This window comes from Chitinophaga sp. YIM B06452 (assembly GCF_039655965.1).
Lineage (GTDB): Bacteria > Bacteroidota > Bacteroidia > Chitinophagales > Chitinophagaceae > Chitinophaga.
Map to the genome: position 1 here is coordinate 95,796 of NZ_JAWLKY010000006.1, position 14,250 is coordinate 110,045.

18 protein-coding genes are annotated in these 14,250 nt (G+C 53.1%); 11 read left to right on the forward strand and 7 right to left on the reverse strand.

The window, feature by feature from the left end; all coding sequences use genetic code 11:
- Positions 1–24: 24 nt before the first annotated feature.
- Entirely contained in the window at positions 25–672 is a 648-nt protein-coding gene (locus tag R3I13_RS23400; RefSeq protein ID WP_346320408.1) for an HD domain-containing protein, read from the reverse strand.
- A gap of 94 nt (positions 673–766) precedes the next feature.
- On the opposite strand from R3I13_RS23400, the gene R3I13_RS23405 reads away from it, so the two are divergent.
- From R3I13_RS23405 to R3I13_RS23420, 4 genes are read left to right on the forward strand one after another with little or no spacing between them, the layout of a single operon-like run.
- Positions 767–1,342, forward strand: a complete 576-nt coding sequence (locus R3I13_RS23405; protein ID WP_346320409.1) for a nucleoside monophosphate kinase — start codon at positions 767–769, stop codon at positions 1,340–1,342.
- Positions 1,343–1,362: 20 nt separating this feature from the next.
- Entirely contained in the window at positions 1,363–1,773 is a 411-nt protein-coding gene (locus R3I13_RS23410) for a hypothetical protein (protein WP_346320410.1), read from the forward strand.
- Positions 1,774–1,824: 51 nt separating this feature from the next.
- Complete coding sequence (locus R3I13_RS23415; protein ID WP_346320411.1) at positions 1,825–3,093, forward strand: hypothetical protein; 1,269 nt, start codon at positions 1,825–1,827, stop codon at positions 3,091–3,093.
- A gap of 33 nt (positions 3,094–3,126) precedes the next feature.
- Positions 3,127–3,900: a hypothetical protein gene (locus tag R3I13_RS23420; RefSeq protein WP_346320412.1), complete on the forward strand. Its 774-nt coding sequence runs from the start codon at positions 3,127–3,129 to the stop codon at positions 3,898–3,900.
- 196 nt (positions 3,901–4,096) lie between these two features.
- Here the strand turns inward: R3I13_RS23420 and R3I13_RS23425 are convergent, their stop codons facing one another.
- The 5 genes from R3I13_RS23425 to R3I13_RS23445 all read right to left on the reverse strand — a co-directional run bounded on the left by R3I13_RS23425 (position 4,097) and on the right by R3I13_RS23445 (position 7,827).
- Positions 4,097–4,525 (reverse strand): SRPBCC domain-containing protein, encoded by a 429-nt coding sequence (locus tag R3I13_RS23425; RefSeq protein ID WP_346320413.1) that lies wholly within the window; start codon positions 4,523–4,525, stop codon positions 4,097–4,099.
- A 26-nt stretch (positions 4,526–4,551) separates the two neighbouring features.
- Positions 4,552–4,884 carry a metalloregulator ArsR/SmtB family transcription factor gene (locus R3I13_RS23430; protein WP_346320414.1) on the reverse strand — a complete coding sequence of 111 codons (333 nt, stop codon included), beginning with the start codon at positions 4,882–4,884 and terminating at the stop codon, positions 4,552–4,554.
- 74 nt (positions 4,885–4,958) lie between these two features.
- A complete protein-coding gene (locus R3I13_RS23435; RefSeq protein WP_346320415.1) occupies positions 4,959–7,217 on the reverse strand; it encodes an excinuclease ABC subunit UvrA in 2,259 nt (752 codons plus the stop codon).
- Between the two features lie 62 nt (positions 7,218–7,279).
- A complete protein-coding gene (locus R3I13_RS23440) occupies positions 7,280–7,513 on the reverse strand; it encodes a hypothetical protein (RefSeq protein WP_346320416.1) in 234 nt (77 codons plus the stop codon).
- Positions 7,514–7,632: 119 nt separating this feature from the next.
- Positions 7,633–7,827 (reverse strand): YwbE family protein, encoded by a 195-nt coding sequence (locus R3I13_RS23445; protein ID WP_073086560.1) that lies wholly within the window; start codon positions 7,825–7,827, stop codon positions 7,633–7,635.
- 307 nt (positions 7,828–8,134) lie between these two features.
- Between R3I13_RS23445 and R3I13_RS23450 the strand changes: the two genes are divergently transcribed.
- Both R3I13_RS23450 and R3I13_RS23455 read left to right on the forward strand, forming a co-directional pair.
- Positions 8,135–9,088 carry an AraC family transcriptional regulator gene (locus tag R3I13_RS23450; RefSeq protein WP_346320417.1) on the forward strand — a complete coding sequence of 318 codons (954 nt, stop codon included), beginning with the start codon at positions 8,135–8,137 and terminating at the stop codon, positions 9,086–9,088.
- Positions 9,089–9,167: 79 nt separating this feature from the next.
- The gene (locus tag R3I13_RS23455; RefSeq protein ID WP_346320418.1) at positions 9,168–9,383 is read left to right on the forward strand and encodes a hypothetical protein; all 216 of its coding nucleotides are present in this window, start codon (positions 9,168–9,170) and stop codon (positions 9,381–9,383) included.
- Between the two features lie 50 nt (positions 9,384–9,433).
- Here R3I13_RS23455 and umuD read toward each other — a convergent pair whose 3' ends face one another.
- Positions 9,434–9,898 (reverse strand): translesion error-prone DNA polymerase V autoproteolytic subunit, encoded by a 465-nt coding sequence (umuD, locus tag R3I13_RS23460; RefSeq protein WP_346320419.1) that lies wholly within the window; start codon positions 9,896–9,898, stop codon positions 9,434–9,436.
- A 161-nt stretch (positions 9,899–10,059) separates the two neighbouring features.
- On the opposite strand from umuD, the gene R3I13_RS23465 reads away from it, so the two are divergent.
- The 5 genes from R3I13_RS23465 to R3I13_RS23485 all read left to right on the forward strand — a co-directional run bounded on the left by R3I13_RS23465 (position 10,060) and on the right by R3I13_RS23485 (position 14,230).
- Positions 10,060–10,326, forward strand: coding sequence for a hypothetical protein (locus R3I13_RS23465; protein ID WP_346320420.1), 267 nt, complete (start codon positions 10,060–10,062; stop codon positions 10,324–10,326).
- A 52-nt stretch (positions 10,327–10,378) separates the two neighbouring features.
- Positions 10,379–11,419, forward strand: a complete 1,041-nt coding sequence (proB, locus tag R3I13_RS23470; protein WP_346320421.1) for a glutamate 5-kinase — start codon at positions 10,379–10,381, stop codon at positions 11,417–11,419.
- An 11-nt stretch (positions 11,420–11,430) separates the two neighbouring features.
- A complete protein-coding gene (locus R3I13_RS23475) occupies positions 11,431–12,678 on the forward strand; it encodes a glutamate-5-semialdehyde dehydrogenase (protein WP_346320422.1) in 1,248 nt (415 codons plus the stop codon).
- Positions 12,679–13,047: 369 nt separating this feature from the next.
- Positions 13,048–13,350 carry a hypothetical protein gene (locus tag R3I13_RS23480; RefSeq protein ID WP_346320423.1) on the forward strand — a complete coding sequence of 101 codons (303 nt, stop codon included), beginning with the start codon at positions 13,048–13,050 and terminating at the stop codon, positions 13,348–13,350.
- A gap of 151 nt (positions 13,351–13,501) precedes the next feature.
- Entirely contained in the window at positions 13,502–14,230 is a 729-nt protein-coding gene (locus R3I13_RS23485) for a hypothetical protein (RefSeq protein WP_346320424.1), read from the forward strand.
- Positions 14,231–14,250: the final 20 nt, after the last annotated feature.

Genomic DNA, 14,250 nt, shown 5'->3' on the forward strand with positions numbered 1-14,250 from the left:
GCGGATGTGCAGGCGTTGTTTTCGCTAACTCTCCCCGTTCCATTCCCTGTAAAACTGCTGCAGGTATGCTTCCATGAATGCATGCCTTTCTTCCGCCAGGGCCTTGCCGGTGGCGGTGTTCATGCGGTCTTTCAGCAGCAGCAGCTTCTCATAGAAATGATTGATAGTGGGTGCGGCGGAATGTTTGTATTCTTCTTTCGTCATGTTCAGCTGCGGCGCTATCGCAGGGTCGTACAAAGCGCGGTTCTTAAAGCCGCCGTAGTTGAAAGCGCGCGCAATGCCCACGGCGCCCAGCGCGTCCAGCCGGTCTGCATCCTGCACTACGCCCAGTTCCGGGGAATAGAATTCGCGGGCGTTGTTGCCGCCTTTGAAGGAAATATGTTTGACGATGTTCACCACATGATCCGTAACGTGTTGGGGCACGGGTTGCGTTTGCAGGAAAGCCGCTGCTTTGGCGGGCCCGACGAGTTCGTCGCCGTTATGGAATTTGGAATCCGCAATATCGTGCAGGAGCGCGGCCAGTTCCACAACGAGCATATCCACCTGCTCTTTGGCTGCGATATGCCGTGCCTGTTGCCATACCCTGTAGATGTGCCACCAGTCGTGGCCGCCTTCCGCGCCTGTGAGCGCCTGTTTTACGAACGATTCCGTTGCATCGATGATTGCCTGCATGATATTGTGTGTTTGAATGCTGAGTATACGCAGAGAAACTGCGGTTTGCAATATTGCACATTTTCCGTTTGAAAATAAAGGGTAAATTTATCGCATGGACATTCTTTTGATCACCGGCCCTCCCTATTCCGGCAAGGGCACGCAATGCGAAATACTGGAAGCTGAGCTTGGCTATACGCACATCTCCACCGGCGATGTTATCAGGGAAGAAAAGGCACGGCAAACGCCCATCGGCAGGCTCATGCAGCAATACGAAGAAAAAGGCGAACTGGTACCGGACGAAGTGATGGAAGAACTGCTGGAAAACATCCTGCTGGCACATAAACAAGACAAAGGCATCATTCTCGACGGCTACCCGCGCACCATCCCGCAGGTAGATACATTGCTGCGCATCCTGCAGCGGAACGGGCTTTCCATTTCTCACGCGGTCAATATCAACGTGCCTGCGGAAGAGCTGCTGGAACGCGCTAAAAAAAGAGCAGCAACATCGGACCGGCTCGATGACCGCAACGAGCAAACGCACCTCAAAAGGATCGGTATCTTCGAAAAAGAGACCAGGCCCGCCATCCGCTACCTGGAAACGCTTGTACCCCTGGCACAGGTAGACGGGCTGGGTACTATCCCGGAGATCACGGAGAAGCTGCGGCATATTATGCAGCAGGCCCGGTAAACAGTATAATTTTTTCAGTCATGATGGACGAAACCGACATCCGCATTGGCAACATTGTCTGGTATTACGATTACAATATGATCGAGACGCGGTTTCGCGTGGAGGGCGTGCTTGAAGGATATATCTACAATTCAGGCCTGCCCAAAAGCAGGCTGCCGCTGGAAAAAGTGCATCCCGTTGCCCTGGAAGCCGATCACCTGCTGCAATTCGGCTTCCTGCCCGGAGAAAAGGAATATGGAGAGGACCCTGATACATACATGTACAAATACACGCATAAAGACAGCGTTTATATCCGCGAAACAGCCGGCGTATTCCAGCCTGTCGTGCTTTCCAAAAACAGCCCCATGCCCTACGGCCGCCCGCTGCTGCACCTTCACCAGCTGCAGAACCTGTTCTACGACCTCACCCGCGATAATGTTTTCATCAATTAAAAGCAGAAAAACCAGGATATTCTTTTATCTTATCAGGCAATATTATCCTGTATGAAAAAACTCGCCTTCCTGCTTTTGCTGGCCTGCGGCCAAATCCTGAAAGCGCAAAACCCGGTAGATCTCAGCGGCTTCAAAAAAAACGGTGCAGCCGTTGCCGTGAACAAACAGCTCATTACAGTAAACTGGCCCGCCGGCGCTTCCGGCACAGGCAGGTTGGTCCTCGACCTGGACGGCGCCCGGCCATTGTTCAGCAGCATACAATTAACCCGCGCCAACACATCCACGGAAGTTGCCTCCAACCTCGATCCCGTATTTATCCTGAGAACCGGCAAAAGAACCTTAAGCCCTTCCAGCGGCGGATGGGACGTGTTTTTCGACAAGGTGCCCACACGGCCGTATTCAACGGAGCTGGTGCAATTCAATAAACGAAGCGCCGCAATATCCAGCGAAGGTACCCGCACCATCATCCGGATCGGTGAAATGAAAACGGCATCATTCAATGGCCACCTGGAGATCACGTTGTACAACGGAAGCCCGTTATTCAATATCGCCGCGGTTGTTTCAACCACGAAAGATTCTACCGCCATTTTGTACGATGCAGGCCTCGTCTGCAAAAAAGACAACTGGAAAAACATCGGCTGGGCTGATGTAAAAAATGAAATGCAATATGCGAAGCTCACGCAGCAAACTTCCGCCAGCGATCTTGAAGTAAAGTACAGGACGATCATCGGGGAAAATGAAAAAGGCAGCCTGGCTGTATTCCCCGCCCCGCATCAATATTTTTACCCGCTCGATGAAGCATTCAACCTGAAGTTTACCTGGTACGGCAATAATTACCTGGACCTTGTGCCCGATCCCGGCATCGGCATCAGGCAGGACCCCATTGGCGACAAACGATATGTACCCTGGTTCAACGCTCCACCCGGCACCGTGCAGCGGCTGAATTTTTTCTGCCTGATCAGCGCAGATAACGCCGCCGGCGCGCTTGAAGCAGTAAAGAAATTTACGCACGACGATTCTTTCGCTCCCCTGCCGGGATACAAGACCATGGCCAGCCATTTTCACAATGAATTTATTTCTTCGATAGTGCTCAGCGGCAAACCGGTTCCGGAGAAACCTGAGTTTGTGGATGTGCTCAAAAAAGCCGGCCTGGACATCGTGAAACTGGCGGAATTCCATGGCCCGGGGCATCCCAAAGGTCCTGATACGGCCAGGCTGAAGGAGCTGCATGCCTTATTCGAACAAACCCGCCGCCTTTCAGACAGCAGTTTTCTTTTGCTCCCGGGCGAAGAAGCCAATAACTTTTACGGCGGGCACTAGCTGGCTTTTTTCCCGAAACCTGTTTACTGGGTCATGTCCAGGAAAGCGGATGTGCCGTTTGTTTCAGAAATGCCCGGGTATGGCAAAGTATATCACGTGGGCGATAAACAGGAAATGCTGAAGCTGCTGGAACTTGAAAATGGTCTTGCCTGGGTAGCGCATGCCAGGACCAAGGCCTCCACCGGTTACCCGGACAAATACCGGCATGAAGAATTCTTTAAATCAGACACCTACATGGGCGCTGCCTGGAAAGCAATACCAGCAGACCTTTCATGGCAGACCTTAAGTAAAAGGGTGCTTCACCTGATGGACGATATGGCCAACTGGGGATTAAAAAAACATGTGATCGCCGAAGCGGACATCTTTACGATCACCCATCAAAATGAAATGTATGCCCACCTGAATGTGAACTACCTGCAGCTGGACAAACTGCCCGCCTACGACGACGGCTGGCAGCCTGTTTTAGACGCCATCCGGCATGGAAGGTTCTTTGTTTCCACGGGCGAGGTCCTCATCCCTTCATTCAACATCAACGGCAAAGGGGCCGGCGAAACATTGAAAGTGCCCGCATCCGGGAAAGCCACCGTAAACATGCAGCTGGACTGGACCTTCCCGCTCAGTTTTGCAGAGATCGTTTCGGGAGACGGTGAAAAAGTATATCGCCACCGGGTGAAACTGGCTCACACACAGGCTTTCGGGAAGCAGGCATTCCGCTGGCCGGTGAACCTTGCCGGCAGGAAATGGGTGCGGGTGGAAGTGTGGGATGTTGCGGCGAATGGGGCGTTTACGCAGATGATATGGCTGTAGTTCATTAAAATGATTATAACCGGTTCGGAAAAGGCCCGTCATTGCGAGGAGCACAGGGAAATTCTTTGCGACTGGAGATGCGACGAAGCAATCTCCAGATACCGGGTGTATCAATCCAATGAAAGAGATTGCTTCGTCGCCCTCCCGCTTTGGCTCTGCGGCTCCTCGCAATGACGAGTTTTTTGGTAATGACGGTTTATTTTTCCACGAACTCTTTGAGGTTCTTGCCCAATATTTCGGTCCAGCCGCCAGTGAAGCTTTCGCGGGAGAAATTGCGGTCGGCCTGCGGGAAGGTCTCCAGGCCTGCATGCGTCAGTTTCACGCGGGTGCCGTTGCCTTCGGGGAACAGTTCCCAGGTGAGCAGCGATTCGCCGGGAAGGTCTTTGTACTTCCAGGTATGCGCCAGTTTTTTACCCGGTATTACTTCCGTAACAGTGCAGAGATGCAGGAAATCTTTGCCATCGTGGCCCTGGCCGGGAAAAGTGAATTCGAAGCCCGCTTCGGGTTTGAAGCCGGACATTTCAAAATACCATTCCTTCATTTTTGCATGGTCCGTAATGGCTTCCCATACCCTGGCTGGCGGCGCATTGTACGTGCGCTCCATCACAAGCGGTTCATGTTTCATATGAGCAAGATTTTAGTTAAGCGGGGCTATTTTTTCTTTTTGCGCGCGGCCTGTTCTTCCTTCTCCAGGAAAGCGCCCAGCGCGTCCAGCTTTTTGTTCCAGAAAGCGCGGTACTGGTCCGTCCATTCATTCACCTGTTTCAGCGCCTGCAGTTCAGCATAACAATAACGTTCCCTGCCCTGCTGCCGGATCGCTACCAGCCCGCATTCCGTAAGGATGCGGATGTGCTTGGATACCGCGGGGCGGCTGATGTCGAAATTCTCCGCTACTGCGTTCAGGTTCAGCGGCTTCGCCGCCAGCAGCTGGATGATCTCCCGGCGGGTGGGATCCGCTATGGCCTGGAATACGTCCCTTCTCATGATGATGTGCAGGTCAATTAAGTAACCTTTCGGTTACAAATATAGAGAAACCTTTTGGTTACGCAAATATATTTTCAATGCTCTTCCAGGGCCAGGAATTTCCCCGTCAGCGAATGTTCCGCTTCCAGCAATTCCGCCGGCGTTCCCTGGAAAATGACCTGCCCGCCCTTGTGCCCCGCTTCCGGCCCCATATCTATCACCCAATCCGCATTCCGCACCACGTCCAGGTTGTGCTCTATCACGATCACGGTGTTGCCCGCGTCTACCAGGCGGTTGATCATCTTCAGCAGGTGCGCAATGTCTGACATATGCAGACCTGTTGTAGGTTCGTCCATGATGTAGATGCTGCCTTTCTTATGCAGCTCCCCCGCGAGTTTCAGGCGCTGGCATTCGCCGCCAGACAGGGTGCTGAGCGGCTGGCCCAGCGTGAGGTAATCCAGCCCTACGTCGTGCAGCGCCTGCAGGGTTTTGCGCAGCTCTTTTCTGGTGAAGAAACCCAGCGCCTCGGCGATGGTCATGGTGAGCACTTCGCTGATGTTTTTGCCCTGGTAGCGGTATTGCAGCACATCGTCGTGAAAGCGCCGGCCTTCGCATTTTTCACAGGTGGTTTTGATGCCTTCCATAAAAGCGAGATCGGTGTAGATCACGCCTTGCCCGTTGCAGTTCTCGCAGGCTCCTTCGGAATTGAAGCTGAACAGCGATGCGCTCACATTGTTCTCTGTGCTGAACAGCTTGCGGATAATATCCATAATGCCGGAATACGTGGCCGGGTTGGAGCGGGAATTAGCGCCTACAGCGCCCTGGTCTATCATCACCACATCCGGGTACTGGCGCGGCAGCAGGCGGTTGATGAGTGTGCTTTTGCCGGAGCCCGCCACGCCGGTAACGGCCGTGAGCACGCCGGTGGGAATATCTACTTTGATATCTTTCACATTATGCAGCGAGGCCGGCCCGATGGTGATATGCCCGGAAGGCTGGCGGAATGCGGTTTTCACGGGCAGCTGCTGCTGCATGAACCGGCCGGTGAGCGTGGGCGCCTGCAGCAATCCTTCAAAATTTCCTTCGTACATGATGGTGCCGCCATGGGCGCCCGCTTTAGGGCCCACATCCACAATGTGATCTGCAATGCGGATCACCGCGGGGTCGTGCTCCACCACGATCACTGTATTGCCCTTATCGCGCAACAGCCGCAGCAGGTTATTCAGCCGGTGCACATCCCGCGGATGCAGGCCGATGCTGGGCTCGTCGAAGATGTACATCATATCCACCAGGCTGCTGCTGAGATGCCGCACCATTTTCACACGCTGGCTTTCGCCGCCGGAAAGCGTGGCAGTCTCGCGGTCGAGGCTCACATAATCCAGCCCGATATCCACCAGGTGCTGCAAACGCTCCAGCAGCCCCGCTGCCACGGGCACGGCCACAGGGTCATCTATCGTGCGCAGCAGTTCCGCCAGCTCATCTACCTGCATGGCAGCCATTTCCGCGATATTGTGCCCCAGTATTTTCGAGGACAGTGAAGTTTCGTTCAGCCGCGCGCCTTTGCAGGCCGGGCAGATCACGTCTGTGATAAAAGGCTGCACCCGTTTGGCCGTTACCTCCGCCATGCTGCCTTCTTTTTTGATGTACAGCCGGTCGAATTTCACGGCCAGCCCTTCGTACGTGATATTAAGCGGGCCTGATGCGGTTTCCAGCTCAAACTTTTCCGTGGGGGCATATACCAATTTCTCCCATTCTTCCGGGGTGTAATCTTCCAATTTTTTATCCACATCAAAAAAACCGGAGAAGGCATAATTCTTCCAATACCAGGTGCCCACGGCAAACACGGGGAATACAATAGCGCCTTCGTTCAGGCTCCTGGACCTGTCCAGGAACTTATCCAGGTCAAGCCCCAGCTTGCGGCCCACGCCCTGGCATTCAGGGCACATACCGGCGGGATCGTTGAAGGAAAAAACGTTGGAAGCAGTGCCCACCCTGGGTTCGCCGTAACGCGAAAAAAGCAGGCGCAGCAGCGGGCTGATGTCTGTAATGGTGCCGAGCGTGGAGCGGGAATTGCCGCCGATACGCTTCTGGTCTACCACGATGGCCGTGGAAAGTCCCCTGATGGCGTCTGCATCGGGCTGGCCGTAATGAGGCAGGAAATTCCGGATAAAGGCGGTGAAGGTTTCGTGCAATTGCCGTTTGGCTTCTGTGGCAATGGTTTCGAATACGATAGAAGATTTCCCGGAGCCGGATACGCCGGTGAAAATAGTGATAGCCCGTTTCGGGATGCGCAGGGAAACATTTTTGAGGTTGTTTTCCCGGGCGCCCTCAATGGTAATAAATTCTAAAGGCATATGTGAGTGGATTATCCCGCAAAGATGCCTTCATCCGGGAAAGACCGGTTGTGCGGAACGGATTATTTTCCGTTCTCAACGGAGCTCATCAATGCCTGCTCGATCGCAAGGCCGATCTCTTTTATTTCAGGCGTTTCATTATCCGCTCCTTCCTCGAACCAGTGGGTGGCGCCCTCATTATCCTCTTTCCGCAAAAGGTAGAGCGTTTTCCCCGGCAGCGTAACAACGTAAAGGTCTTCCTCTTCCCTGTACACGGGAATGTTATGGTTGTTGTGTGTGATGTGGAATGTGTTCATATTGGTGTACCTGCAATTGTTGTGCCTGTATGCATATATCCAAATGAAAAGCCGCCGGCAGTTGCCGACGGCTTCACGGTTACAGAACAATGAAAGATAAATAGATAATAAGCTTCCGTTTAACCGATAATTTCTGCGACCCTGCCTATCTGCCCGTCTTCCAGCCTCACTTTGATGCCGCGGGAATGATAAGCCGCGGAGGTGAGCAGATCCTTTACGATCCCATAAGTCTTTTTGCCGCTGCGTTGATCCTTTTTCAGGATAATGCCCACTTCCAGGCCAGGGTAAATATCTTTGCGGTATTGTCCGTCCATTTTTGAAAAACTTTGCTGAAGGGCGCAAGTTACGCCAAAATCCTCAGCCGCCGGGCAAGCATTGCCGGGCAAAACTTACCGGGCAGCAGCTATCACCCCACTGCCCGGAACATTAACACTTATTATATTGATAATCCGAGCGACAGTTTCTCATAGGTTATGGCCGCTCTCCAAACGTCATTCTCCTGCTAAATTCACCAGATTTATAGTACCGGCGATCAATATTTGTACTTTTTAGTAGCACAATCGTACCTGATTTTATGCCTACACAATGAAAATTTCTTAATTTGTAATATGTTGATCGCTTATGGCCCGTAAAAGTCTCCTGGAACCGATTGAACTTACGCCTCCCAAGCAGCTCAGAACGCTGGTGGAGAACCGCCGTGTGTTTAACCTCAACAACTGCGAGCTGAATGTGTACGAATGCTACGAACGGTCTTTCCGGGTGCCGCTTTCCTTCAACGATTTCCTCATTTCCAGCATGGTGCGCGGCAGGAAGGTAATGCACCTCCCCGGCAGCCCGGCATTCGACTACCTGCCCGGCGAAACGGTGATCTTTCCCGCCAACCAGCCCATGGAAATAGACTTCCCCGATGCGGATATGGAAACGCCCACCCAGTGCATCGCGCTGGCGGTAGACGGGCAATATGTGCGCGAAACGGTCAACTATCTCAATAATTACTACCAAAGCCCGGATGAACAAAGCAGTTGGAAGCTCCGGTTCAACACCTACCATTTCGAGAACGACGACGAGATATCCGGCCTTATCAACAAGCTCATCCGCATTTGCAGCAGCGGCGAAACCACGAAGAACATCTTTGCGGACCTGAACCTGAAGGAACTGCTCATCCGCCTCATGCAAAGCCAGCACATGCAGCAGGTGATCTCCGAAGTCCGCACCAGCAACAATCACAGCCGCCAGCATTTTGTGCTGAATTATATCCGCGAACACCTCACGGAAAAGATTGCCGTAGATACGCTCTGCAAACAGGCCTACCTGAGCCGCAACATATTTTTCAAATGGTTCCGCGAACAATTCGGCATCACCCCGCTGGAATACATCAACCGCGAAAGGGTGAACATGGCCAAGCAGCTGCTGAGCCAAACCAGCCACAGCGTGAGCCGCGTGAGCGATATGTGCGGGTTCTCCGACGTGAACTACTTCATCAGGGTATTCAAAAAAACAGAGGGTATTACGCCGCGCACCTACCAGGTCATCAGCTCCGACCATCACCGCGCCATCAGGGGCATTTCAGGCTGATATTGTACTCCCTTTTCCCCAATTTTCCGCCAAAACGCGGTGGCATGTTAATTGCCGCTCTTCCGGGTAAATGCAGCTTATGAAAACACTGGGCATTATCCTGATCGTTATCGGCATCATCATGGTGTTGATCCGCGGCTTTACTGTTACCACCGAAAAGGAAGTGCTGGACGTTGGGCCGGTGGAAGTGAATAAGAAAGAAAACAAATGGATAGGCTGGCCGCTATATGCCGGAGGTCTTATTGCGGTGGTAGGCGTAGTGCTGCTCATATCAGGAAATAAACGGAACGGATAAACAAAAAAGAGGCTGAACGCGGTGTTCAGCCTCTTTTGTATGATGTGCGCTCAATAACGTTTCCGCATCTCGCGCCGGTCTATCACCACCTGCGCCACCACTCCCCAAACCTGGAAATTATCCCCGTCCTTCACCACGATCGGGTCATACATCGCGTTCTCAGGGTACAACATCCAGCCGGAGGTGGATTTTACCAGGGTTTTTACGGTAAACTCGCCGTTGAGGATGGCAACCACTATATCGTTTGGCATGGGTTTAAGGGAACGGTCTACCACGAGGTAACTCTTATCCGGCACATGCGCGTCCGTCATCGAATGCCCGTCTACCCGCACAACGAACACGGAGGGCTTATCCATCCCCAGGAGGTGCACCAGGTCGATATCTTCTTCGGCATAATCCTGCGCGGGCGAGGGAAAACCGGCTTTTACGGGGGTTGAAACATAAGCTACAGGCGTCTCTTCAGCGGGCTGAACGGCAAAGAACGTGAGGCCATTCCGATGGTTAACAGCTTTCATTTTTACTAATATTTTTAGCAAATCTAACTACCTGCATTAGCATAATTGCTGGGTATTAACCCATCGGGGTTAAAAGTTTAAATTAATGTTAAGGTATTGTTGCTTCTCACACAAAAGTGTTACCTTTTCACTCTCCTTCAACGACGATAAACAGAAACATTATGGCATCGAGACTAGTGTATTTCACGCCGAAAGGCCCGCTTTGCTTCATTGACTACCTGACCGTGAGAGAAGGAAAAGCCGCGTTGGAACAGATCAGGAAAACCGTCCGCAGCTCCCGCCTGCCGAAGCTTTACGAATTCCGCCTGTTTGAGAAGATCAGGAACGGGCTGGTAAAGATCGATGAACTGGTGCTTCCCAGGTTTGACCCGAAAAGCATCGCCGTGTTCCTCGACACATTCGACCAGCGTTCCCCTCAATTGACCTAGTTCTTTCTTCCTGCTTGCAGAAGCGGCTTGGTTTGAATATTTTTATGCCGGCATGAAAACATCAACCAAACCCATCCTTGTCATAAAGTTCGGAACGGCATCCATTACACGTGAGAACGGCGAGCTGAACGAAAATGTGATAGCGGAAATAGCGCAGCAGGTATCCGCAGTGCATAACCAGTACAATATTGTGCTCGTATCGTCTGGCGCAGTGGCCGCCGGCAAACGTTACCTGAAAGGCTACAGCGGCTCCATCAGTGAGCGCAAGGCTGCGGCCGCCATCGGCAACCCGATACTCCTCAACCGGTACACCCATTATTTTTCGGCATACGGCATTCCCATTGCGCAAAGCCTTTGCGAGCGGAGGCATTTTTCCAGCCGCAACCAGTTCCTGCAGCTCAAAAAGACCTACGAAGAGCTTTGGGCCAGCGGCATCATCCCCATCGCGAATGAAAATGACGTGGTGAGCGACCTGGAGCTGAAATTCTCCGACAACGACGAACTGGCCACGCTCATTGCCGTGGGCTTCGGCGCGTCGCAGCTGCTGTTCAGCACTTCTGTGGGCGGCGTGCTCGATAAAGAAGGAAAGATCGTCCCGGAAATACCGGTGATAGACGAAAGTGCACTGGGCCTGGCGGACACAAAAAAATCCTCCCTCGGCCTCGGCGGCATGGTATCCAAGCTCACCTTTACGCGCCTGGCCACCCGCATGGGCATCGAAGTGGTGATCTTCGGCATCAGCACGCCCAATGGCATTGCGCTGGCCACTGCCGGCAAAACCGGCACCCGCTGCCTTCCGCAGCCCTGCAGCATGCCCGCCCGCAAAAAATGGCTGGCCAGCGGCAGCCTCGTAACCGGCAGGCTGCAGGTAGACGAAGGCGCGCACAAAGCCCTCGAAAAACGTCACAGCCTGCTGGCCGTAGGCGTGAAACAGGTGCTGGAGAAATTTGAATGCGGTGAAGTATTCGAAATTGTAAATGAGCAGGAGCAGGTGATCGCCGTGGCAAGGGCCAAGGTATCGTCTGACTCGCTGGGCGGCGGCCGCACCCAGAACCTGGAAGTGGCGCATGCAGACGATATCGTTTTATTGTAAAAAAGAACATCATGCAATCCATCATACCACTGCTTGAAAAAGCACAACTGGCCACCCGCTCCGTGAAATCGCCGGAAGATTCCCGCAAGCAGGCGCTGCTGCGCCAGCTCGCCATACGCCTGAAAGATAATACGGAAGCGATCATCCGCGAGAATAAAAAAGACCTGGACCGCATGGCAGACAGCGATCCGAAAAAGGACCGCCTCCTGCTCAATGCCGCGCGCATTGCTGCGCTGGCGGAGAGCCTCGAAGACATTGCCCGCCTGCCGGACCCGGCCAACCAGGTGCTGTCAGAAAAAAAGCTGGACAACGGCCTGCTGGTGCGCAAGCTCTCCGTACCGCTGGGCGTGGTGGGCGTTATTTACGAATCACGGCCCAATGTGACGGTGGATGTTGCCGCGCTCTGCATCCGCTCCGGCAACGCCTGCGTGCTGCGCGGCGGCACCGATGCATTTGATACCAATACCATCCTCGTATCGCTCATCCGCGAAACGCTGAAAGAATTCGGCGTGGCGGAAGACGCGGTGGTGCTGCTGCCTGCAGACCGTGCACTGATCACCGAAATGCTCACCGCCGTAAAATATATCGACATCATCATTCCCCGCGGTTCACAGCAGCTGATAGACCATGTGCGCGAACATTCCCGCGTGCCGGTGATCGAGACCGGCGCCGGCGTTTGCCATACATACGTGGAAAGTACAGCAGACCTCGGTAAAGCCGTGCGCATCGTGACCAACGCCAAGGTATCGCGCCCCAGCGTCTGCAACGCCCTGGATACCGTGATCGTAGACAAATCCGTGGCAGTGCCATTCCTCACGCAGCTCTCCCCCGCCCTTTCCGCCTACAACGTGGAAGTATTCGCGGATGAGCAGGCATTCCCTATCCTCGAAGCTGCGGGCTATCCCCAATTGCAACATGCGCAGCCGGAGGATTTCGGCCGTGAGTTCCTCGATTTTAAATGTTCCGTGAAAGTGGTGAACAACGCGGAAGAAGCGCTGGAGCATATCCGCACCTTCTCTTCCCGCCACTCCGAAGCCATCGTAAGCCGCGATGAAGCGCTCAGCGAACAGTTCCTGCGGGAAGTGGACGCTGCGGCGGTGTATGTGAACGCATCCACCCGGTTCACCGACGGCGGCGTGTTCGGACTGGGCGCCGAGATCGGCATCTCTACCCAGAAACTGCATGCCCGCGGGCCTTTTGCGCTGGAAAAGCTGGTGACGGAGAAATGGGTGGTGTATGGGGACGGGCAGGTAAGATAACTACTTTCCCCTGGCAAAGACATATCAACCCTGAGTTATCCCCGTATCAAACCCGTGGATAACGGTACTTTAGTACGTGTCTGTATCACATTTGATACAGGGGGGGTACAGAAGTGATGCGGGACAATACTGACATAAAAAAGGGTGTGCCCGAAAGCACACCCTGTGACGCGTCCGCGTCTAAAACAGTTTTCTTGTATGGAGTAACCCGGTTAGGCGATACCAACCGAAGGTTTCCACGAATATCCTGTAGATTGCATGAATACCTCCTTTTTATTTGATGAAGGATAAAATTACCCCGAAACGCCGGAAACAAAATGTTAAAATTCAACAGCCGTAATTGCCGCCGCAATTGAATAACTTCGTCCGATGGATATTTATTTTGATGAAGAACAGCTGTCTGTCAAATACGACGAGGACATTGACAATACCCTGCAATGGGACGATGTGACGCGCGTTGCAGCCTACAAGGTATACACCTATCCCGGCGAGGTCACCTTCCTCGTGTTCGACACCGTGAGCGGTGAAACCATTGAGGCTTCCGACGAGATGAGCGGCTGGCTGGAATTGCTGGGCGGCCTTCCCAATATCTTTACGCTGCCGGCTGACTGGCAGGACCAGGTGCTGGAAGCCGAAGCCGGCGGGGAAGACGTAGTGCTGTACCGGCGCTGAGTTGGTTATTTGGATTTATTGTCATATCTTCACATCACCATTCGATTTTTTACTTCCTCAGATTTTGATGCAGGCGAATCAACAGGCGCGCTGACCTCACGGGAAATACATTCCCTGCGGCCATTTTTTAACCTGTACCAAAATCAGCTACATGAAAACAAAACTCTTTTTCGCAACCCTGCTCATCGCCTTATCCGGCCCCGCTTACGCACAAAAGGAAAGCCCGAAGATCGAGATCACCCCGTATGTCCGGTTTGACAAATACCCGGAGATCAATAACAGGAAGCCTGACGAATTAGCCATCAACGGCACCAGCTTGGGTATTAACGGCACGTATAAATTCCCGGTGCTCAGGCACACCTTCCTGAAAGTGGGCGCCGGGTATTACAGGTACGGTTTCGACAAACTCCGGAATAAGAATAATTTCGGTGAAGGAGATACCAGGAACATCAATTATCCCAGCGACCTGAAGATACTTTTCTACACAGACAAATACTGGTACAACACGCTGCTGCTCACGGTTGGCGCAGAAAGGACCTTCCCGCTGGGCAAAGGCCTTCAATTCAATGCCGGGGTTAATCTCAACAATTACTACACCTACTCACAGCATTACCACATCGATTGGGCGCAAAATGCAGAGCAGTATGGGATTGAAACCGATTATACGGTCCGTAACGGCCGGTATTTCGGATTTTCCGCATCCCTGCAGGCCGGCCTCCAGAAAGACTTCGGGAAATTCAGTGTGGGCCCGCAGCTTATCATCCCTGTTTTTGACCTGTGGAAACAGGACGGGGTATTCCCTGGCGAAGACAACGATTCCAAGCGCTCGAAATGGTCGCAGGGCATAGGCGCCGGCGTAACGGTCGGATACGCCTTGTAACAAACGGGCAGGTAAAGCCG

Excerpts from the sequence above, each read along its gene's own strand:
- R3I13_RS23400 (WP_346320408.1), bottom strand. The coding sequence starts at position 672 with ATGCAGGCAATCATCGATGCAACGGAATCGTTCGTAAAACAGGCGCTC.
- R3I13_RS23405 (WP_346320409.1), top strand. The coding sequence starts at position 767 with ATGGACATTCTTTTGATCACCGGCCCTCCCTATTCCGGCAAGGGCACG.
- R3I13_RS23410 (WP_346320410.1), top strand. The coding sequence starts at position 1,363 with ATGATGGACGAAACCGACATCCGCATTGGCAACATTGTCTGGTATTAC.
- R3I13_RS23415 (WP_346320411.1), top strand. The coding sequence starts at position 1,825 with ATGAAAAAACTCGCCTTCCTGCTTTTGCTGGCCTGCGGCCAAATCCTG.
- R3I13_RS23420 (WP_346320412.1), top strand. The coding sequence starts at position 3,127 with ATGTCCAGGAAAGCGGATGTGCCGTTTGTTTCAGAAATGCCCGGGTAT.
- R3I13_RS23425 (WP_346320413.1), bottom strand. The coding sequence starts at position 4,525 with ATGAAACATGAACCGCTTGTGATGGAGCGCACGTACAATGCGCCGCCA.
- R3I13_RS23430 (WP_346320414.1), bottom strand. The coding sequence starts at position 4,884 with ATGAGAAGGGACGTATTCCAGGCCATAGCGGATCCCACCCGCCGGGAG.
- R3I13_RS23435 (WP_346320415.1), bottom strand. The coding sequence starts at position 7,217 with ATGCCTTTAGAATTTATTACCATTGAGGGCGCCCGGGAAAACAACCTC.
- R3I13_RS23440 (WP_346320416.1), bottom strand. The coding sequence starts at position 7,513 with ATGAACACATTCCACATCACACACAACAACCATAACATTCCCGTGTAC.
- R3I13_RS23445 (WP_073086560.1), bottom strand. The coding sequence starts at position 7,827 with ATGGACGGACAATACCGCAAAGATATTTACCCTGGCCTGGAAGTGGGC.
- R3I13_RS23450 (WP_346320417.1), top strand. The coding sequence starts at position 8,135 with ATGGCCCGTAAAAGTCTCCTGGAACCGATTGAACTTACGCCTCCCAAG.
- R3I13_RS23455 (WP_346320418.1), top strand. The coding sequence starts at position 9,168 with ATGAAAACACTGGGCATTATCCTGATCGTTATCGGCATCATCATGGTG.
- umuD (WP_346320419.1), bottom strand. The coding sequence starts at position 9,898 with ATGAAAGCTGTTAACCATCGGAATGGCCTCACGTTCTTTGCCGTTCAG.
- R3I13_RS23465 (WP_346320420.1), top strand. The coding sequence starts at position 10,060 with ATGGCATCGAGACTAGTGTATTTCACGCCGAAAGGCCCGCTTTGCTTC.
- proB (WP_346320421.1), top strand. The coding sequence starts at position 10,379 with ATGAAAACATCAACCAAACCCATCCTTGTCATAAAGTTCGGAACGGCA.
- R3I13_RS23475 (WP_346320422.1), top strand. The coding sequence starts at position 11,431 with ATGCAATCCATCATACCACTGCTTGAAAAAGCACAACTGGCCACCCGC.
- R3I13_RS23480 (WP_346320423.1), top strand. The coding sequence starts at position 13,048 with ATGGATATTTATTTTGATGAAGAACAGCTGTCTGTCAAATACGACGAG.
- R3I13_RS23485 (WP_346320424.1), top strand. The coding sequence starts at position 13,502 with ATGAAAACAAAACTCTTTTTCGCAACCCTGCTCATCGCCTTATCCGGC.